18 protein-coding genes and 1 tRNA gene are annotated in these 20,059 nt (G+C 60.6%); 7 read left to right on the top strand and 12 right to left on the bottom strand.

Going from position 1 to position 20,059, the window contains the following annotated elements; all coding sequences use genetic code 11:
* Positions 1-30 precede the first annotated feature (30 nt).
* The 7 genes from ACMHLQ_RS06855 to ACMHLQ_RS06825 form a co-directional block, all read right to left on the bottom strand.
* A complete protein-coding gene (locus ACMHLQ_RS06855) occupies positions 31-1,011 on the bottom strand; it encodes an alcohol dehydrogenase catalytic domain-containing protein (RefSeq protein ID WP_415404042.1) in 981 nt (326 codons plus the stop codon).
* Complete coding sequence (locus tag ACMHLQ_RS06850; RefSeq protein ID WP_415404041.1) at positions 1,008-1,769, bottom strand: SDR family NAD(P)-dependent oxidoreductase; 762 nt, start codon at positions 1,767-1,769, stop codon at positions 1,008-1,010. The genes ACMHLQ_RS06855 and ACMHLQ_RS06850 overlap by 4 nt, the downstream gene beginning before the upstream one ends.
* Positions 1,762-3,069 carry a histidinol dehydrogenase gene (gene hisD / locus ACMHLQ_RS06845; RefSeq protein WP_415404040.1) on the bottom strand — a complete coding sequence of 436 codons (1,308 nt, stop codon included), beginning with the start codon at positions 3,067-3,069 and terminating at the stop codon, positions 1,762-1,764. The genes ACMHLQ_RS06850 and hisD overlap by 8 nt, the downstream gene beginning before the upstream one ends.
* Before the next feature lie 12 nt (positions 3,070-3,081).
* Positions 3,082-4,410, bottom strand: a complete 1,329-nt coding sequence (locus ACMHLQ_RS06840; protein ID WP_415404039.1) for a TRAP transporter large permease — start codon at positions 4,408-4,410, stop codon at positions 3,082-3,084.
* A 5-nt stretch (positions 4,411-4,415) separates the two neighbouring features.
* Positions 4,416-4,934: a TRAP transporter small permease gene (locus ACMHLQ_RS06835; protein WP_415404038.1), complete on the bottom strand. Its 519-nt coding sequence runs from the start codon at positions 4,932-4,934 to the stop codon at positions 4,416-4,418.
* A gap of 107 nt (positions 4,935-5,041) precedes the next feature.
* Positions 5,042-6,190 carry a TRAP transporter substrate-binding protein gene (locus ACMHLQ_RS06830; RefSeq protein WP_415404037.1) on the bottom strand — a complete coding sequence of 383 codons (1,149 nt, stop codon included), beginning with the start codon at positions 6,188-6,190 and terminating at the stop codon, positions 5,042-5,044.
* Between the two features lie 22 nt (positions 6,191-6,212).
* Entirely contained in the window at positions 6,213-6,398 is a 186-nt protein-coding gene (locus ACMHLQ_RS06825) for a hypothetical protein (protein ID WP_415404036.1), read from the bottom strand.
* A 143-nt stretch (positions 6,399-6,541) separates the two neighbouring features.
* Between ACMHLQ_RS06825 and ACMHLQ_RS06820 the strand changes: the two genes are divergently transcribed.
* A complete protein-coding gene (locus tag ACMHLQ_RS06820) occupies positions 6,542-7,561 on the top strand; it encodes a LacI family DNA-binding transcriptional regulator (protein WP_415404035.1) in 1,020 nt (339 codons plus the stop codon).
* Between the two features lie 556 nt (positions 7,562-8,117).
* Here ACMHLQ_RS06820 and ACMHLQ_RS06815 read toward each other — a convergent pair.
* The 3 genes from ACMHLQ_RS06815 to ACMHLQ_RS06805 form a co-directional block, all read right to left on the bottom strand.
* Positions 8,118-8,192 (bottom strand) — tRNA-Gln (locus ACMHLQ_RS06815).
* 62 nt (positions 8,193-8,254) lie between these two features.
* Positions 8,255-9,580 carry a mechanosensitive ion channel domain-containing protein gene (locus tag ACMHLQ_RS06810; protein ID WP_415404034.1) on the bottom strand — a complete coding sequence of 442 codons (1,326 nt, stop codon included), beginning with the start codon at positions 9,578-9,580 and terminating at the stop codon, positions 8,255-8,257.
* Complete coding sequence (locus ACMHLQ_RS06805; RefSeq protein ID WP_415404033.1) at positions 9,577-10,569, bottom strand: NADPH:quinone reductase; 993 nt, start codon at positions 10,567-10,569, stop codon at positions 9,577-9,579. Before ACMHLQ_RS06805 ends, ACMHLQ_RS06810 begins: the two co-directional genes overlap by 4 nt.
* A gap of 57 nt (positions 10,570-10,626) precedes the next feature.
* Between ACMHLQ_RS06805 and ACMHLQ_RS06800 the strand changes: the two genes are divergently transcribed.
* Entirely contained in the window at positions 10,627-11,058 is a 432-nt protein-coding gene (locus ACMHLQ_RS06800; RefSeq protein ID WP_415404032.1) for a RidA family protein, read from the top strand.
* Here ACMHLQ_RS06800 and ACMHLQ_RS06795 read toward each other — a convergent pair.
* Positions 11,055-11,534: an SH3 domain-containing protein gene (locus ACMHLQ_RS06795; RefSeq protein WP_415405242.1), complete on the bottom strand. Its 480-nt coding sequence runs from the start codon at positions 11,532-11,534 to the stop codon at positions 11,055-11,057. The genes ACMHLQ_RS06800 and ACMHLQ_RS06795 overlap by 4 nt on opposite strands.
* 137 nt (positions 11,535-11,671) lie before the next feature.
* On the opposite strand from ACMHLQ_RS06795, the gene ACMHLQ_RS06790 reads away from it, so the two are divergent.
* From ACMHLQ_RS06790 to ACMHLQ_RS06770, 5 genes are all read left to right on the top strand, one after another.
* Entirely contained in the window at positions 11,672-12,658 is a 987-nt protein-coding gene (locus ACMHLQ_RS06790) for a 2-hydroxyacid dehydrogenase (RefSeq protein WP_415404031.1), read from the top strand.
* A gap of 43 nt (positions 12,659-12,701) precedes the next feature.
* Positions 12,702-14,483: a gamma-glutamyltransferase gene (ggt, locus tag ACMHLQ_RS06785; RefSeq protein WP_415404030.1), complete on the top strand. Its 1,782-nt coding sequence runs from the start codon at positions 12,702-12,704 to the stop codon at positions 14,481-14,483.
* Between the two features lie 30 nt (positions 14,484-14,513).
* Positions 14,514-15,926, top strand: coding sequence for an FAD-binding oxidoreductase (locus tag ACMHLQ_RS06780; protein WP_415404029.1), 1,413 nt, complete (start codon positions 14,514-14,516; stop codon positions 15,924-15,926).
* A 4-nt stretch (positions 15,927-15,930) separates the two neighbouring features.
* Positions 15,931-16,566, top strand: a complete 636-nt coding sequence (locus ACMHLQ_RS06775) for a spondin domain-containing protein (RefSeq protein ID WP_415404028.1) — start codon at positions 15,931-15,933, stop codon at positions 16,564-16,566.
* 194 nt (positions 16,567-16,760) lie between these two features.
* A complete protein-coding gene (locus ACMHLQ_RS06770; protein ID WP_415404027.1) occupies positions 16,761-19,262 on the top strand; it encodes a GcvT family protein in 2,502 nt (833 codons plus the stop codon).
* A gap of 25 nt (positions 19,263-19,287) precedes the next feature.
* Here ACMHLQ_RS06770 and ACMHLQ_RS06765 read toward each other — a convergent pair whose 3' ends face one another.
* Positions 19,288-20,049, bottom strand: a complete 762-nt coding sequence (locus ACMHLQ_RS06765; RefSeq protein WP_415404026.1) for a glycoside hydrolase family 25 protein — start codon at positions 20,047-20,049, stop codon at positions 19,288-19,290.
* Between the last annotated feature and the right edge of the window lie 10 nt (positions 20,050-20,059).

Raw genomic sequence — 20,059 nt, 5'->3', positions numbered from 1 at the left:
TGCGCGTCTCCAAACGGGTTGTTTCCATTGTTATGCCCACGGGTCCAGGATGATCTTGGGTGCGGCCACAGTGCCAGCGCGCAGGGCTGCAAAGGCTTGAGGGCCGTCCGTTAGGCTGCGCTGTTCAGTCCAGTCGAGGGGGCCAAGCGATCCGTCAAAGATCGCAGTGCAGGTGTCGCGAAAATCCTGGGGTGTATAGGTGTAGGTGCCTATGAAGGTGATTTCCTGCAAGGTCATGCGTCGGATATCGAGGCCACCCAAGTCTTCACCCAGCCCGATGTGGACAATCACGCCGCCGGGGCGGCACCGCTCTGATGCGATGGCGCGTGTGGCGGCGTAACCAACAGCATCGACGACAATGGCATGACGACCCGTACCTGACGCCACCGCACATTGTCCGCAGCGCTCGATCAAATAGTCGCGCCGCGTATCGTTGGGTTCGGCGATGGTCACGTCGTGGATACCGTGCGCCTTGAGCGCCAAAGCGGCTGCCAATCCAATTGCGCCACCCCCGATCACCAGCGCTGTTTGTCCAAGGTCAAGATCCATCGCCTTGAGGCCCAAGCGCACCGAATGCCAGCTGACGGCCAACGGCTCGGCCAATGCCGCTTTTTCAAGCGGGACATGTTCCGGCACCGTAACCAGATTGTCGTCGTGCATAGCCACATATTGAGCAAAGGCCCCCTCGCGTGGGGGCATGGAAATGATCATACGCTCTGGGCAGAGATTTTCACGCCTCGCGCTACAGGCTGGACAGGTGCCACAACTGACAAGCGGATTTATCGCTACTCGGGTTCCATGCCGTGGACCCCCTTCGATGACGCCGGCAGCCTCATGGCCGAGGATCAGCGGCGCAGGCCTGCGTGCATCATGACCCAGATAGGCATGCATGTCAGAGCCACAAATGCCCGAGGCCGCGATGCGGACCAGTGACTGGCCATCGTGCACTACGGGCACGGGTACATCTCGAACACCCAGCGTTTCCACGCCTTCATACACCAGGGCCTTCATTTTGCTGTGAACCCTCCGTCGACCATCAGAGTCTGGCCCGTGACATAGGCAGATGCGTCCGAGCACAGGAACAGAATTGGGCCATCCATATCCTCAAGCCGCCCGTTGCGACCAATGCAGGTTTGCGCCGCGTTGCGTTTGGCACGCTCAGGGTCCGAAAACACAGCGTCTGTTAGCTCGGTCGGGAAGAAACCTGGGCCAATGGCATTGGCGGTGATGCCGTGGGCTGACCACGCCTCGGCCATGGCCCGGGTCAACTGCGCAATACCTGCTTTTGTGGTGCCGTAAGCGATGCCGCCCGGGAAAGCCCGTGTCGTTTGTAGCGAAGCAAAGTTCACGATCCGGCCCCAACCTTTGGCCTTCATGGCAGGCACAAGGGCTTGGCTCAGGAAAAACGGTGCAGAAATGTTCACAGCGACGGTCTTGTCCCAGCCATCGACCGTGACATCATCCGCCGCTTGGCGTGTGTTGATCCCGGCGGCATGGATCAGGATATCAGGGCTGCCGAACGGGGCTGCGACAGCTTCAGCCAGCGTTGGGATCGCATCGCGGTCCGCAACATCGATTACAACGGCTGCCGCTTGTGCCCCGATTTCTTCCTTGAGACTGGCGAGCGCCTCTGCACGCCGAGCCACGCCAACGACTCGTGCGCCGGCTGCAGCCAGAGTGATCGCCGCTCGTCGTCCGAGGCCAGAACTGGCCCCGGTCACGCAAGCAACCCGACCCGTTAGGTCGAAGATATCGCGTGGATCAGCCATTTGCCGTCAGATCAAACTCTTCATGCGGGAAGTACTTGGCCAGCCGCACGTCAGCGGCGCGGGCGTGCCCTTCCATCCCTTCGAGGCGAGAGATACGGGCGGTGGCCTCTGCCACTTGCTTTGCACCGTCACGGGTTGCGCGCTGCCAGGTGACGATCTTCATGTATTTGTGGACAGACAACCCACCGGTGTAATTGGCTGCTCCGGATGTCGGCAAAACGTGGTTGGTTCCTGTCGCTTTGTCCCCGTAAGACACGGTCGTTTCTTCCCCAAGGAAGAGCGAGCCATAGCAGGTCAACCGTTCCAGCCACCAATCGAGGTCTTCAGCCTGTACCGTCAGGTGCTCGGGGGCATAGTCATCTGAACAGGCGGCCATTTCTTCCCGATCATCGCACAGGATAACCTCGGCATAGTCGCGCCACGCGGCAAAGGCATTTTCACGGTTCACATCCGGCAGGTCATCGATCAGGCCGGGGACGAGATCCATCACTTTTTCGGCAAGCGCGCGGTCGTCCGTGACCAACCAAACGGGTGAGTTATAGCCGTGCTCGGCTTGGCTCACCAAATCGGTGGCAACGATATGCGCGTCCGCGGTTTTGTCTGCCAGAACCAGACTGTCTGTTGGGCCAGCAATCATGTCGATGCCCACGCGACCAAACAGGATGCGCTTGGCTTCGGCCACGAACTGGTTGCCCGGGCCAACAAGAATATTGGCCTTTGGCAAGCCGAAGAGACCAAAGGTCATCGCAGCAACGCCCTGAACACCGCCCAAGGCCATGATCTTGTCCGCGCCGCACAAGTTCGCCGCGTAGATGATAGCAGGCGCCACACCGACACCGGGACGGGGCGGCGAACATGCGGTGATGTGACCACACCCAGCCACTTTGGCGGTGGTCACCGTCATGATGGCGGAAGCGATATGACTGTAGCGCCCGCCTGGCACATAACAGCCCGCAGCATCCACCGGGATCGCCTTTTGGCCTGCGACCATACCGGGCACGATCTCGACTTCGACGTTGGAAACCGTGCCTTTTTGCGCCTCGGCAAAGCGTTTGACGTTATCGTGGGCGAACTGAATGTCGGCCTTCAGCTTGTCTGGAACAAGTGCTGCAGCCGCTTCGATTTCTTCCGCCGTCAACATGACATTGCCCTCGTAGCGGTCGAACTTGGCGGCATACTCCATGGCCTTTGCGTCCCCACCTGCCTCTATATCGGCAAGGATGGTCTTGACCGTCTCATGGACTTCCGAAGCATCGGATTTGGCCGTCAGAGACGCTTTCTTGAGGTATTCGCGAGTCATTCGTTTGGGATCCTACTGGTAGATTTCAGGAAGGAACGTCGTCGACAGCGCTGGCACATAGGCAATCAGCAGCACGACGAAGAACATGCACAGAACGAAGGGAACAGCGCGGACAGCAATCTTGAGAATAGATTCTCCAGTGATGCCCGACACCACAAAAAGGTTGAGCCCAAGGGGCGGCGTAATAAAGCCAACACCCAAAGCGGTGATCATCATGATGCAGAACTGGATCTCGTTCATGCCGATGTTATCCGCCAGCGGCTTGAGGATCGGCGCCAGGATCACGATGTTCGGCGTGGTTTCCATCACGCAGCCCGCCGCGATCAGGATTCCGATCATCAGCAGGATCAAAAGCCACGGTTCATCCGTGAGACCCGTCACAGCGGTCACAAATCCCTGCGGGACGCCCATGATTGCCAGCGCTTCGGCCAAGGGTGCTGAAAAGGCGATGATGGGGAGGATAACCCCATTCACTTTGGCCGAACTGACCAGCATCGCTGGAAAATCCGCAAAGCTAAGTGTGCGCAGAATAAAGCCCATCAGGATGGTCACCACAACGGCGGTTGCACCCGCTTCGGTCGGTGTCAGACGGCCTGAAAAGATACCATAGAAGATGATACCGGGCACGATGAACGCATACCAACCTGACTTTAGCGACCGACCCAGATTGCCCAGCCAATCGCTGAACGTCATCTGACCGCCCCCTTCATAGGAATAAATGCGGTTCACGATCAGGTTGGTGATCAGGATCGAGATCAGGATGCAAAGCCCGGGGATGAGCGCCGCCAGGAACAAGGTCGAGGCGGATATACCCAGCACAAGGCCGATGATGATGTAGGCGATCGAGGGCGGGATTAGGATACCGGTACACGCACCCGCGGCAACCAATGCGCAAGCGTAGGGCCGAGGATATCCCGACTCGACCAGACGCGCGATAGTCATGCGCCCGACCGCAGCCGCACCCGCAGCATCAGAGCCGGAGATCGCGGCGAACATGCCGCAGACAAGAACTGTGGCAGAACCAAATCCACCCTTGGTAAAGCACGTCAGCGCTTCGGCCACATCCAGAAACTTTCGACTGAGCCCGGTGCGGACCAGTACGTCGCCCGTCAGGATAAAGAGAGGGATGGCAGTGAGCGCAAAGGCGTCGATACCGGTAAACAGTTTTTCGCCCACAAGGCTCAGAGGCAGATCACCCGACATGACCAGCATCAAAATCGCGGATGTGCCAATAGCTGCCCAGACTGGCACGGCCATCGCAATGAGGGCCACAAAAATGATGACCGGAAGGTAGAAGTCCCAGCCAAGCTCGACCGTTTGTTCAAAGGTTTGCCAAAGCATCAAAGTCAACCTTCTTCAAACAGCGTGTCGCCTTCGAACACGGGCTTGCCCGTCCGAAGACTGTGGAAATCGCGGATCATGGATTGGATCAGTCGAAAGACGATCAGGCCAAAGCCGATGGGCACAGCCATCAGGAACCAAACCTTGGAAACACGCAGACCGTCCGTGACCGAGCCGAACTTGGCAGAGACGTGAACGGCCTCGTAAGACCAGTAGAGCGCAATGACGGCGACGCCGAGCATCACCAGATCGCCAAAGATATAGAGCAGCGCCTTGGGACGGGGGCTGAGATAGTGCATGATCACGTCGATGCGGATGTGCGCCCGTTCCTTGACGGCGGCCGCGGCCCCTATCCATGCAAGATAGATGAATGAGTAACGGACAATCTCTTCTCCCCAGATCGAGGAGAATGAGAATATTTCGCGGCGCAGCACTTCGATGGCCATTGTGATGACCAGCATCACGTAAAAGACCAAAAGCAACCAGCGCTCGGCGTCGCGATCAATTCGGCGCAATAAATGCATGTCGGAACCTGCTGACTAGCCGAACAGAACAACCACGCCTCGGCGTTTTTCTAATTCTGTGGCGGAAAGGGAATGTCGGGCGCGCGTGGCGCGCCCGACTGGGAAGCTTACGCGTCGTGCACGTAGTACTTGCCTTGTGTGCCTGCGGCTTCTTCCATCTTGGCAAAGTTCTCCATGGAACCGGCGAGCTCCACTTTGAACTCGTCCCATTCGGAACGCTGGTAGCCGCCCGCGGCTTTCCATTCGGCCAGCTGATCTTCGGTCAGCGAGTGGAACTCTACACCTGCTTTGACCAGTTCAGCCATCGCATAGGCGCGGGCCGAAGGCACTTTAGCCAGGTTCTGGTGCGCAGTCATCTCCGAGCCCCACATGATGCCTTCCTGTACGTCGGCTGGCATCGAGTTGAACCATTCGAGGTTGCAGGAATAGACTTGGCTGTCAGGTACCGCTTGCGTGAAGGTCACGTGGCTCAGGATATCCTTGAAGCCAAAGACTTCGAGCGCGCCAACGGACGGGTCAAGCGCATCTGCGACCCCCTGTTTGATGGCCGAAGGCGTCTCGCCCCATGCTACTGGCGTTGGGTTGGCACCAACCATGCGGTAGTACTGTTGCAGCATTTTGGAGCCGGGCACACGGAACTTTACGCCTTCCAGGTCGGACGGTGTGATCACAGCGCCAGCGCCGCCTTTGCGCACAGCGACGACGCGCGGGTCGATGTTGACATAGAATAGCGCTTTGAAGCCGTTTTCCTCGACTTTGGGCTCCACGGCTGTTTTCCAGAAATCGGAATTTACGAGGTTGGTGAAACGTTGGTTCGAGCCGCACAGGTAAGGCATGTTGATCAGGTCAACAGTGGACGCGAAGGGTGCAAAGTTGGACAGAGAGTGCTGCGCTGCCTGGATCGTGCCGCCCTGAACGGCCTGAACAAGTGCGCCACCAGCGCCGAGTTGGCCGCCGGGGGCGAGCTTGACATAGACTTTGCCATTGGTCGCGTTCTGGATGTTCTCTTTGAGGTCCAGTTGCATGATCGGATAGCCGCGCGACGCGCCGACAGGGTAGGCAGTGGCCAAAACCATGATGTGTTCGGCCGCGGCTTCACGGGCACGTTCTTCACTTGCGCTTTGTGCAGCGGCTTCGGATGACCAAAGCACCCCACCGGCCCCAGCGACCATGGCAGCTGTAAATCCGCCCGTCGCTGTCAATTTCAGAAAATTACGGCGCTCAGCCGACGCAATATCCTTGCGGTCTTCGTTCATTTGGTTTCCTCCCAGAAAGCCCTTAACTGCCGGTTTTGTTGTTTCGGTCAGCTTCTTTTTGAAGAATGGCGACGACGAATAGGATCGACGCGGCAAACAGAACCAGCATTTCGCCGACATCCCCCAGAAATGCACTTGAGGCATAAGCTCCTAGAGCGACGTTGGCGAAGTACACGACAAAGACGATCAGGGAGGCGATAAGGAACATGAGGGGGGTCCGAAATGATTATTGTTCTGGTCGCCATTGTAAGCGCTTACATTTGATTCGTGCAAGCGCTTACATTTTGGGCGAATGCTTTGACTTTTCGAAAGATTGCGTTCAAGAAAGCTGAAACTCAGACAGGCTGGATCATGCCCACTACTCGAACCGTTCCAACACTTGACGACGTCGCCAAAAAATCGGGCGTGTCGACGGCTACGGTATCGCGTTGTCTGAACACGCCCGAACGGGTTGTAGAACGGACCCGCACCAAGGTGATGCGTGCGGTGGAAGAACTTGGATACACGCCAAATTTCGGCGCGCGGGTCATGGCCGCCAAGCGTACATTTACGATTGGGGCAATTATCCCGACCATGGAAAATGCAATTTTCGCACGCGGATTGCAGGCCTTTCAGGAAGAGTTACACGCACGTGGCTACACACTGCTTGTGTCCAGTACAGCGTACAAACCCGAGATCGAGGCCGAGCAAGTGCGCGCACTTGTGGCGCGGGGCGCGGATGGATTGTTGCTGATCGGATACGCCCGCAATGCAGATATATACGACTACCTGCGCCAACGTGCGATTCCAGCCTTGCTTGCCTGGGCGTTCCTGCCCGGTGCAAAGCCGGCCTGTATTGGTTTTGACAATCGCCGCTCAATGCAAGCCCTGGCAGAAAAGGTGATTTCAATGGGGCACAGGAACATCGCTGTCATATCCGGCATCGTCGAGGGGAACGACCGCGCCGAAGGCCGCCGACAGGGGATCATCGATGCTTTAGTGGAAAACGGCCTGGACCCGGAAAATATCCCCATCATCGAAACGCCGTACGACATCGAAAATGGGGCATTGGCCTTTGATCATTTGATGGAAGGTCAGACACGTCCAACAGTCGTGATGTGCGGAAACGATGTTCTGGCCGCAGGTGCGATGCGCCGCGCACGCGAACGGGGTTTGTCGGTTCCTGACGACATTTCAATAACCGGGTTCGATGACATTGAATTGGCTCGCATTCTTACACCGGCACTGACCACCGTACACGTCCCACACCGCGAGATGGGACGCCGCGCTGCAGCTGAGCTCGTACGAATGGTCGAACAGAATTCCGACGGTCTGTCCACACAGTTGGAAAGCTCGCTGATGCTGCGGGGGTCTCTTAAAGCCTTGAATTGACCCTGTACGCTTGAGCACTCCTACAGGTATGATTCAATTGCTTTTCCGGCGGTCCGGTAAGCGAGTTTCGCTTCTCTCCCCGAACCCGCGTGTTGCATTCGCTCAGTACTGAAGGAGAAGTGCTGCGCCATGGTCACACTCAATTGGGTTCGCCGCGCTGGACGTTAGCTATTCTTCGAGAGTCTCATTCAAATTGTCATAGCTGATGAGGTGACTTCGGTACCTTTCGCACTTTCCTTTGGGAGCGCATTCAATTTCTTTTCGTTGATCAGCTTTTACAATTGCACATCCGGATCGTGAATGCCCGCTTTGCTTAACGAGTACCGTTTTGTTCGCACCTGCAGCGTACGTCGGCAATCCGCCTTGGATGCCGAATCCCATGCCTTCAGAGCTCGCGCAACGCCGCAGTTTTTGCATACTAACAAACCAGCCAACTAAGCTGTCAGCCGACCATTGAAAACGGCAAATATGGTGGAAGTTGCGTTCTTACCCGACAAAAGTTGCAAATCTCGCCGGACAAGTCGCGATTCATGCCGGATGTCACAGGGGGAGTGGTTGGCTGGGATGGTAGGATTCGAACCTACGGTACACTGTACCAAAAACAGTTGCCTTACCACTTGGCTACATCCCAACGTGTCGCGCTAATTAATCTGCTCGCGCGGCACACGCAAGCCCCTTAGCTCCAAAAACCTGTCATTCCTTCGGTGCATCGTCGGTGAGCAAATCAGGGGCTTCGGGATCGTTGCGCTCGGCTTCGACCAGCTTGTCCAGCGCGGCTTCGGATGTGTCTTCGACATCCATGGCAGGCACCGGTGCCGGGATCGGTTTTTCCACAGGCGCGGGCGTTGCGGATGGTGCGACAGGCCCAACAGGCGCGCCGCCGATCATCTGGATGCGGTAGGTGGTGTCTGGCACTTCGATGCCCGCGGCTTCGACGGACGCTTTGACCAGCCGCAAGGCTTCGCCCTTGGCGCGCACCAACGATGTTTCGCGCTGATCGATCCAGCCGGTCACGGTCAGGAACACGGCCCCGTCGCCGATCCGTTCGATCCACGTCATTGGCGCAGGTTCCTGCAATACGAACGGAAGGTCGGAGACGGCCGTTTCTGCCAGGTGCCGGACAGAGGCCAGTTCGGCATCGGATGCCACGCCGATTTCAAAGTCAAAGCGCCGCTCGTGATTGGTCGAAAAGTTCACGATCCGGCTTTTGAACACGGTCGCGTTGGGAATGCGAATGTGGTTGCCATCAAAACTCAGCAGGATGGTCGCGCGGCTGGTCAGGCGGATGACACGGCCCACATCGCCCTCGATTTCGACAATGTCGTTGGGGCGAAAGGGTTGGCGAATGGACAGCATGATCGAGGCGATGAAATTCTCGACCGTATCGCGGACCGCGAACCCGATGGCCAGACCGACGATGCCAGCCGCCCCGAGGATCGTGCCCAGCAGCGCCGTGGCCCCCAGAATGTCGAGCGCAATGACTAGCCCGCTGACAAAAAAGACCATGCGCACGATCTGGCGGTAGATATTGGCGATGAAGGCGTTGGGCGCGATCCGGTCCCATGGGTAGCGCAGGCGCGCCAACAGGACACCGATCAGCAGCACCAGCGCAAAAACGGCAAGGGCCACAGCCACCAGCGGCAAAAGGGCGATGCCTTGGGCAATGCGGGCCTGGAACCGTTCAACCGCCGGGTTCAAACGGGCCACCACATCCGTGGTTTCGGTCACGTTGTTTTCGATGGCCACGACGCCTTCGATGCGGCCCACAAGGTCATTCAGCCGCGTCGCGGTTGTCGCGTCCACGGTGGTGCCGCGCAGTGTCACGATCCCGGAGGAGACCGAGACGGTGACGCCGTCAAACCCTTCCAGTTCACCCAGGATGTCGCGGATGCGCACGGCGATGGCCGCGTCCTGAGTTGCGCTGTCTTCGACCGCGATCGTGCTTTGGGGCTGGTCAGTGGTTTGCGCGCTCAGTGGCGCAATGCTGAGCAGCAACAGGATCAGGGCCGCGCGGATCATGCCTGCACGTCAACCAGAATGGCACCGGCGCGGTTGCCGGCCTCGACCGCTTCTTGTGCCTTTGCCGTGTCGGCCAATGGATAGATTTCGGCAACAGGGCAGGCCAAGGCGCCTTCGCCCAAGGCTGCGTGCAAACGCGCGATGGCGGCCTGTCGTTCGGAAGGAGGCAGAAGGTAGATCAGCACGATGTCAACGGTCACCGCTTTGAACAGCAAGGGGCCAAAGGGCAGAGTCGGGGCCATGTCCTTGGCCGATCCATAGGCCGCGATTGTGCCGTTGGGCGCAATCACTTCGGCGTCCGTTGCGACGTTCACACCAAATTCGACCTCGACAATGCGGTCAACGGGTACACCGGAATTGGCGCTCAGGATGGCTTGGGGCAGATCGGTTTGCGTGTAGTCCAGAACCACGTCGGCGCCTGCCTCCTTGGCAGCCAGGATGCCATCCCCGCGCGCGGTTGCGATGACATGGGCGCCGCCCCACTTTGCCAATTGGACGGCCAGCAAACCGACCGTGCCTGCGCCGCCCTGGATCAGAACGCTCTTGCCGGCAATATCCCCGCCACCGAACACCGCGTGCGCTGCTGTCAGCCCCGGAATGCCCAGGATCGCCCCGGTTTCAAAGGACACGTCGTCCGGCAATGGCACGGCTTGGTCCGCGGGCAGGCAGATATGCGTGGCTGCCGTGCCGAAGGGGCGTTGCCACTGACCGTTCCAGATCCACACCCGTGTGCCGATGTGATCTGTCGTGACACCAGTGCCCACGGCCTCGATCACGCCTGCGCCGTCGCTATGGGGCACGATCAGGTCAAATGGCGGCTTGGTCACGCCGGGGCGGGTGCCCGCGCGCGCCTTGACGTCGGATGGATTGACGCCGGAATAGACGAGGCGCACGCGCACCTCACCGGCGGCTGGCTCTGGCGTTGTGACCTCTTGCAGTTTCAGGACATCCGAGGCGGGGCCGAAGGCGGAATAGGTGATGGCGTGCATGACTTTGGCCCAATAGATCCGTTCAATACCTGCCCAGACTAGCCAGCGCTGCCGGAAATGCTAGGCTGGAACCGCACCCAGCCATCGGAAAACACGCCCATGCCCAAACGCGCGCTGATCCCACCCGCGCTGAAAGACGCCTGCGCCCGCGCGGGCATGTCGCCGGGCATTCTGTCCGATGGACACGTCTTTCTGACGGGTGTCACGGGGTCGGCAGCCGATGGCGCTATGCCCGTGGGGGACGAGGCCCAGTTTCAGGCCTGTTTCGACAAGATCGCTGCTGTGCTGGCCGAAGCGGGGATGGGGCTCGACTCCATCGTAGAAATGACCAGCTATCACGTTGGTCTGCGCGGACACTTTGACGTGTTCGATGCGGTCAGGCTGGCGCGCCTGTCCGATCCTTACCCGGCATGGACAGCGGTGGAGGTTGCAGGCTTGCGCCGGGTCGGTGCCGTGGTGGAAATCCGGGTGATCGCGACGCAGGACTAGTCGCGCGTCTCGTCCATGGTGACGCCCCACAAGCGTGCCTTGGGCGCCCAGCCCCTGTACCCGGCCGAGCTGACGCGGCACCACTCCGGCTCGCATTTGCCGAGGCGCGCGATTACGCCGACTTCCAAAGCGGCGGTGACGGGCGCATCCGGTTCGGGGCGTGTGCGCAGGGTCAGCATGTCCTGTTCCACCAGAACGGTGCGCGTGCCAGACAACAGCGAATAATGCACCCAGCCACCCAGACCATCGCGGTCTTCGACCCGGCGCCAGTGCCCGTGTTCTGCGGTGATGCGCAGCGGCATGTCGCGGCGCTGGAACACCCAGTCGATGCGATGCGTGAGGGATGGGCCGCGCCGCACGTTCCCCTCTGCCGCCTTGAGCGACACGAAGCGGGGCAAGGGCAGATTGGTGACCGGGCCGGTGTCGCGCGCCACAACGGGTGCCGCCACGCTCAGCGCCAAAAATACTGACATCATCAGCCGCAGGGCCACCGATATTGGGGTCGTTCTGCTCATCTCTCGCCTCTTGATATGGCCGAGGTTCTTGTGCCTCGTGCTCACATCCGCCACCATGCCCTTAAATGGCGAAGAGGCCAAGCGCGGGGAGGGCAAAAATGCCAAAGGATCGTTTAAGTGTTGTTGTTACGCGACGGTTGCCCCCTGAGGTTGAAACACGGCTGAGCGAGCTGTTCGATGTGCGCCTGCGTGACAGCGATGAGGCGATGGACCGGACCGAGATTGTCGAGGCCATGAAAACCGCCGATGTGCTGGTGCCGACGATCACGGATACGGTGGATGCGGCCATGATCGGGCAGGCGGGCGACCGCCTGAAGCTGATCGCCAATTACGGTGCTGGCGTTGACAATATCGACGTCTCGACAGCGCGCCAGCGGGGCATTCTGGTGTCCAATACACCCGGCGTTCTGACAGATGACACTGCCGATATGGCAATGGGGCTGATACTGGCCGTGACGCGCCGCATCCCCGAAGGTCTCGCCGCGATGCAGTCAGGCAATTGGGACGGATGGGCGCCTACGGCCTTTCTGGGCGGCCGGGTGGCGGGAAAACGCCTGGGCATCCTGGGCATGGGCCGGATCGGGCAGGCCGTGGCGCGCCGGGCGGCCGCCTTTGGCATGCAGGTACACTACCACAATCGCCGCCGCTTGCGCCCCGAGATCGAACAGGACCTCGAAGCGACCTGGTGGGAAAGCCTGGATCAGATGGTGGCGCGCATGGATGTGCTGAGCATCAACTGCCCCCACACGCCATCGACCTTCCACTTGATGAACGCCCGCAGGCTCAAACTGATGAAGCCCGACGCGGTGATCGTGAACACGTCCCGCGGCGAAGTGATCGATGAAAATGCCCTGACCCGTATGCTGCGCGCAGGCGACATCGCCGGTGCGGGCCTCGATGTCTACGAGCAGGGAACCGAGGTGAACCCTCGTCTGCGTGAATTGTCCAATGTTGTGCTGCTGCCGCATATGGGTTCGGCCACCCGCGAAAGCCGGATCGAGATGGGCGAGAAAGTCATTATCAACATCAAGACCTTCGATGACGGGCACCGCCCGCCCGACCAAGTGGTGCCGTCCATGCTGTGATGCGCGCACATTCTGAACCGAACTGCCCAACAAGGAGAGACCAATGCGCTTTTGTCTGACTGTTGCCTTTTCTCTGATTGCGGGGGCCGCCCTGGCCCAGCAGACCGCGGACGCGGTGCAACCCGAGGGGGCGACCGAGGGAGCGGCCTTTGCCACCTCCGAACGGGTCGCGGCGGCCCAGGCGTCCAAGGATGCAGGCACGCCGGTTTCCGCCCAAACCTTCATGGTTGCAGCAGCCAACCCGCTGGCCGTGCAGGCCGGTGTCGATGTTCTGGCCGCGGGGGGCACTGCGGCCGATGCGCTGGTGGCCGTGCAAACCGTGCTCGGTCTGGTCGAGCCGCAATCGTCCGGCTTGGGCGGTGGTGCCTTTCTGGTCTGGTACGATGCCGCAAGCCAGTCGCTGACAACGCTGGATGGTCGCGAGACTGCGCCGCTGGATGCCACGCCCCGGCTGTTCCAGAAGGAAGATGGCGAGCCGATGGGCTTTTTCGATGCTGTGGTGGGCGGGCGATCTGTAGGCACACCCGGTACACCGGCACTGCTCGACGAGGCGCACAAGCGTTGGGGGCGCCAGCCCTGGGGCGGGCTGTTCGATGCGGCCATTGATCTGGCGGATAACGGCTTTGCCGTGTCGCCCCGTCTGGCCGGGCTGGTAGAAAGGGATACCGAGCGTCTGGCGAGTTACCCGATCACGGCAGATTACTTCATGCCGGGCGGCACGCCGCTCGCGGCGGGCACCACGCTGAAGAACCCGGCCTATGCAGACACGCTGCGCGCCATCGCGGCTGATGGATCAGAGGTGTTCTATACCGGCAAGATTGCGCAGGACATTCAGGCGACGGTGCAGGCGCTGTCCTTCAATCCCGGCGTGCTGTCGCAACTGGACCTGGCGGTGTACCATGTAAAGGAACGGCCAGCCGTCTGTGCCACCTACCGCGCGCATGAGGTTTGCGGGATGGGTCCACCCTCGTCCGGTGCGCTGACCGTGGGGCAGATATTGGGCATGCTCGACAGCTATGATCTGGGCGCGCTCGGTGCCGACAACCCCGAAAGCTGGCGGTTGATCGGCGATGCCTCGCGCCTCGCCTTTGCAGATCGCGGGCGTTACATGGCCGACAGCGACTATGTCCCCATGCCCACGGCGGGGTTGGTCGATCCCGCCTACCTCGCGGACCGTGCGCAATTGCTGGATGGCGATGCAGCGCTTGAAGAGGTCGGGCCGGGCACGCCCGCATTCGATCACAGCCTGAACTGGGCGGATGATCAAAGCCTCGAACTGCCCTCGACCTCGCATATCTCGATCGTGGACAGCTATGGCAATGTGGCCTCGATGACGACGACCATCGAAAACGCCTTTGGCTCGCGGCTGATGGTACACGGGTTCCTGCTGAACAACGAGTTGACCGACTTCAGCTTCCGCACGCACAGCGACGGGGTGCCGATCGCGAATGCGCTCGCGCCGGGCAAACGGCCCCGGTCCTCCATGTCGCCGACCATCGTGATGAAGGACGGCGCGCCGGTGCTGGCCATCGGCAGCCCCGGTGGCAGCCGGATCATCGGCTACACGGCCAAGGCGATCATTGCCCATCTCGATTGGGGCATGGACGTGCAACAGGCCGTCAGCCTGCCTCATGCCGTCAATCGGTTCGGCTCATTCGATGTTGAAGAGGGCACAACCGCCGCCGACCTGGCGCCCGCACTCGAGGGGATGGGATATGAGGTGAACGTGCGCGGACTGAATTCCGGCCTGCACGCAATTGCCATCGGGGATGACTTGCAAGGCGGGGCCGACCCGCGCCGCGAAGGGATTGCGCTGGGCGACTAGGCCCAGGCGCAACAGAGGGAGGAGACCGCCATGGCGCAAGCCATTGATCTGCCACGCAACGAGGATGGCATTGCCACCGCGCTTGGCGTGCTGAAACAGCAGTTTGGCGACAGGTTCCACACCGGTCAGGCCATGCGCGACCAGCATGCGCACACGACCACCTGGATCAAGGCGCAAGCGCCCGATGCGGTTGTCTTTCCAACCTCGACCCAAGAGGTGTCCGATATCGTCAAAGTGTGCGCGACACACTGCGTGCCTGTTATCCCCTTTGGCACGGGCACCTCGCTTGAGGGGCATGTGAATGCGCCTGCGGGTGGGATCTCGGTCGATCTGAGCCAGATGGATCAGATCATCGCCGTCAATGCTGAAGACCTCGATTGCGTGGTACAACCGGGTGTCACGCGCGAGCAATTGAACACCTACCTGCGCGACCGCGGCCTGTTTTTCCCGATTGATCCCGGTGCGAATGCGTCGTTGGGCGGCATGGCCTCGACCCGCGCATCTGGCACAAACGCAGTGCGCTACGGCACGATGAAGGACAACGTGCTCGCGCTTGAGGCGGTGATGCCGGATGGGCGCGTGATCCGCACGGCGCAACGGGCCAAGAAGACTAGTGCCGGCTACGATCTGACTCGGCTGTTGATCGGATCGGAAGGGACGCTGGGCCTCATCACCGAGATCACGTTGAAACTGCAGGGCATTCCCGAGGCCATTTCGGCGGCGCGCATGTCCTTCCCGTCCATCGACGCGGCCTGCCAGGCGGTGATGACGACGATCCAGTACGGCATTCCTGTCGCCCGGATCGAGTTGATGGACGAGCTGAACGTGCGTGCGGCCAACGACTATGCAGGCCTGGACCTGCCCGAGACGCCGCTGTTGCTGTTGGAATTCCACGGCTCGGACAACGGCGTGCGCGAGCAAGCGGAGATGTTCGGCGCGATTGCCGAGGATGTGGGCGGCACGGACTTCGCCACCACCGCCACGGCGGAAGAGCGCAACAAGCTGTGGAAGGCGCGCCACGATCTCTATTGGGCGACACTGCAATTGCGCCCCGGTGCGCAGGGGATTTCAACGGACGTGTGCGTGCCCATCTCGCGGCTGGCCGAGGCGGTGACGGGCGCGCAGGCCAAGGCGGCAGAGCTGGACCTGCTGGCCCCGATTGTGGGTCATGTGGGGGATGGGAATTTCCATTCGCTGGTGCTGATCGACATGGATAACGCGGACGAGATCGCGCGGGCCGAAGAATTCACTGCCTATCTCGCGGATGAGGCGATCCGCATGGATGGCACCTGCACGGGTGAGCATGGGATCGGGCAGGGCAAGATGCCGTATCTGATCAAGGAACTGGGGGCGGCGACCGAATACATGGCTGCGATCAAGGGTGCGCTGGACCCGCTGGGCATCATGAATCCGGGCAAGATTTTCAGCCCCGGCAAAGGCTGATCTGATGCGTCTGCTAGTGATCAGTCTGCTGTTTGGCGTGTTGGCAGCGACTGTGGCCTCTGCGCAAAGCGAGGCGCGTTACCGCGTGGACATATCGTTTGAGTGGCAAGCTGACGATCCGGCGCTGAACCCGCATTGGTCGCGGTTGATCGCTTTTGCCCATTCATCCCGCTACGACCTTTTTGCTGACGGGGCCACCGCCTCCAGCGGCTTGGCGCTGGTGGCGACGAATGGGCGCGTGTCGGTGCTGGAGGCCGAATTGGCCGAGGCCCGGCGGCGCGGCCGTGCTGGCACGCCAGTTGTCTTGCCGGGGATCGAGGACGGTGTCGGCACCTTTTCCTTTGATCTGAGCGTGGACGAAAAGCTGAGCCGCGTGTCGTTCGCGACCATGCTGGCCCCAAGCCCGGATTGGTTTTCCGGGGTTAGCGGTGTGGCGTTGCAGGAGGGTGAAACATGGCGAGACGAGGTGCGCGTGCCGCTTTGGCCCTGGGATGCGGGGGCGGACAGTGGCGTGGATTACCAAGGGGCAAACATCGACACACAGCCGCGTGAATCCGTGCGGTTGCTGACCCATCCCGATTTTCTGACGCCGGAGGGTTTGGCGCCCATCGGGCAGGCGACCTTCACCCGTTTGCCGTGATCCAAAGGCCGCTTGCGCGACACTATTTTTTAGGGGGCTTGCCCCCGGCTGCGCCTCCCCCCAGGATTTTTTGGAACAGAGAACAAGGGACAGGTGGCGTGCGTCGTTTTTTCACCGTGACCGGTCGGCTTGTTGGCGCGGGGGGCGCGCACTTTTCCTAGAACGTCTGGGACCATGCCATCGGGAGTCGGGACATGAAAACGCAAGTCAAAGCTTTGGTTGTCGGGGGCGGTGCCGTTGGCACTTCGATTGCTTATCATCTGGCTCGGGCAGGCTGGGACGATGTGATGCTGCTGGAGCGGGACGAGTTGACCTCAGGCTCGACCTGGCATGCGGCGGGTTTGCTGCCCTATTTCAACATGTCCTATGCCACCACCCACATCCACGACTACTCGATCAAGTTCTACAAGACGCTTGAAGAAGAGACTGGCCTGAATGCAGGCTTTGCCGTGGTCGGCAACCTGCGCATGGCACAGACGGACGCGCGCATGGACGAGTATATGCTATATGCCTCGACCGCCGAGACATGCGGCGTGCCTTACGAATTCATGACACCGGAGCAGATCAAGGCGAAGTGGCCGCTGATCCGGACCGAGGATCTGAAAGGCGCGCTTTACCACCAGACTGATGGCTACATTAACCCGGCTGACGTCACCATGGCGATGGCCAAGGGCGCGCGCCAGCGCGGCGTGATGATCGAGCGCAAGTGGCAGGCGGATGCATTTCACTGGAATGGCGACGCGTGGGAGGTCACGGCCACCAAGATGGTCGAGAAAGGCGGCAACCTGGTGCCCTCGGACGAGCAGATCGTGATCACTGCCGAACATGTGGTGACGGCCTCTGGCAACCATGCGCAGCGCACGGCCCAGATGCTGGGCATCAAGATGCCCGCCATTCCTGTCGAGCACCAGTTCATCGTCATGGAACAGGACCCGGAACTGGTGAAGTTCCGGGAAGAGGGCAATGTGGAACATCCCGTGATCCGTGATGCCGATGCGCAATCCTATGTGCGTGAGGAACGCGGTGGCTGGATTTTGGGTGTCTATGAAAAACGGGCGCCGGCGCGCTTTGAATACGGGGTGCCGGACAGTTTCCGGGCCGATCTGTTTCAGCTGGACCTTGAGCGGATCGAAGAGCAGTACATGGCGATGATCCACCGTGTCCCGTCCTGTGAAGAAAGCGGCCTGAAGGACGATTTCAACGGGCCGATCTGTTACACGCCCGATGGCAATCCGCTGGTGGGGCCTGCGCCGGGTTTGCGCAATATGTGGCTGGCCGAGGGCTTTTCATTTGGCATCACCGCCGCCGGCGGCACGGGCTATTATCTTGCGCAGATGATGGTGGAAGGAGAGGCCGAGATCGACATGGCCTCGCTTGATCCCAAGCGCTACGGGGCCTGGATGACAACCGAGTTTGCGGCGCGCAAGAACGAGGAATGCTACGACCACGTCTATATCCTGCACCACCCGGACGAGGAGCGGCCCGCCTGCCGCCCCTTGCGCACCTCGCCCGCCTATGACCGGCAGGCGGCCAAGGGGGCGCAATTCGGGTTCGTGAACGGGTGGGAACGGCCCAATTACTACGGGCCCTTGGATGCGCCTGAGAATTTCGACCATGACAGCCGGTCGTTCCGGCGCGGGGCGTGGTGGCAGTACGCGCGTGATGAGGCCAAGGCGATCCGCGAGGGCGTGGGTCTGATCGATGCGACAGCCTTTACCAAGCATCGGATTACCGGGCCCGGAGCGACGGCGTTTCTGGATTGGTTCACCACCAACAAGTTGCCGAAAGTGGGTCGGATTAACCTGACCTATGCGCTGACGGCAGCAGGTACGACGCGCACCGAATACACCATCGTGCGCAATGGCGAAAACGACTATTACCTTGTCTCTGCAGGGGCTTGGACGGCCTATGATCAGGATTACCTCTACAAGGCGATCGAGGATATGGAGCCGGAATTTGGCCGTATCAACGAACAGGAGGTGACAACCCAATGGGGTGTCTTTGCCATTGCCGGGCCGAAATCGCGCGACGTTCTGAAGACGTTGATCAAGGATGCGGACCCGGAAACGGCGCTGTCGAACAAGCGCTTCCCCTGGTTGAGTGCGCGCGATATCGAGTTGGGGATGTGCCCGGTGAAAGCCATCCGCGTGGCCTATACGGGCGAACTGGGTTGGGAGCTGCACCACCCCATCGAGATGCAGAATTACCTGTGGGATCAGCTGGTCAAGGCAGGCGAGCCGCACGGGATGAAGCTGGTTGGCGCACGGGCGCAGAACTGGTTGCGGCAGGAGAAGTCTTATCGCGCGTTTGGCACCGAACTGGGCCGGGATGCGACGCCGCTGGAAGCGGATTTGCCGCGCTTTGTCGACTTGTCCAAGGACTTCCACGGCAAGGCGGCGATGGAGGCAATTGGCGTGCGGTCAAAATGCGTGACACTGCTGATCGACGGGCCGGACGATGCAGATCCGTGGGGGCGCGAGGTGCTATACGATGGCGAGACGCGGGTGGGGCGCCTGACCTCGGGCGGCTATTCCGTGGCCTTTGGTAAGTCCATTGGGATGGGGTATGTGACGCCAGATCTTGCGGAGCCGGGGACCAAGCTTAAGGTCAAGATGTTTGACCAGTTGTGGGACTGCGAGGTTGTCGTGGACAGCCCCTATGATCCGAGGAACGAAACCATTCGCAAAGATGGGTAAGGCGGCGGCGGGGTAAAACCCCGCCCTACCGGATGCGGCGCCGTTCCACCCAGCTGTCCCACGCCTCGCGCGAGCCGTTGAAAGCGTTGATGTCCACCGCGCCCGGCGTGTTGGGCAGCGTGCCTGTGGCGGTGTATTGCCAAAAGCGCCAGGGTTGACCGGGGAAAGCCTCTGCCGGGGTCTTGGCCGTGGTGCGCAGCCAGAAATCCACTCCTTTGAAAGCGCTTAGCCCGTTTTCGCGGTAAAACCGCGGGGTGGTGTAGATGATCGGGCGCTGGCCAAAATGCGCCTCGACCAGCGCCATCCAGCGGCGCATTTCATCGCGCACCGTTGCACCGTCGGGGCGGCGCTGGCAGGTGGGCGAGAACGGGTTCCATTCCATGTCGAGGACCGGGGGCAGGGTGCCTGAGGTACGTGGAACAGTGTTGATGAAGAACTGCGCCTGCACCTCCGGTGTCGTGCAGAAATAGTAGAAATGGTAGGCGCCGCGTTTGATGCCTGCCCGGCCTGCGCCACGCCAGTGATCCTTGAACTTGATGTCGAGCAGATCGCCCCCCTCGGTCGCCTTGAGGAAGGCGAATTCGATGCCGACGGCTTTGGCGCGGTCCCAATCGACCGAGGTCTGGAAACGGGCCGCATCCATGCCGCGCACCGGATATGTGCTTGGCTGGCGGCCGGAAAATCGAACCGGGTCCGTATCGCCGATGATCATGGGCCCGGTGAACGGGGCAGGGGCAGATCCACAGGCAGCGAGGAGGAGAAAGGCGGCTAAAATACGTTTGAACATGGTCTCAGCC

It is taken from the genome of Tateyamaria algicola, assembly GCF_047715485.1.
GTDB lineage: Bacteria > Pseudomonadota > Alphaproteobacteria > Rhodobacterales > Rhodobacteraceae > Tateyamaria.
Note: the sequence above shows the minus strand (reverse complement) of the source record. Positions and strands in the feature narration are given on the sequence as shown.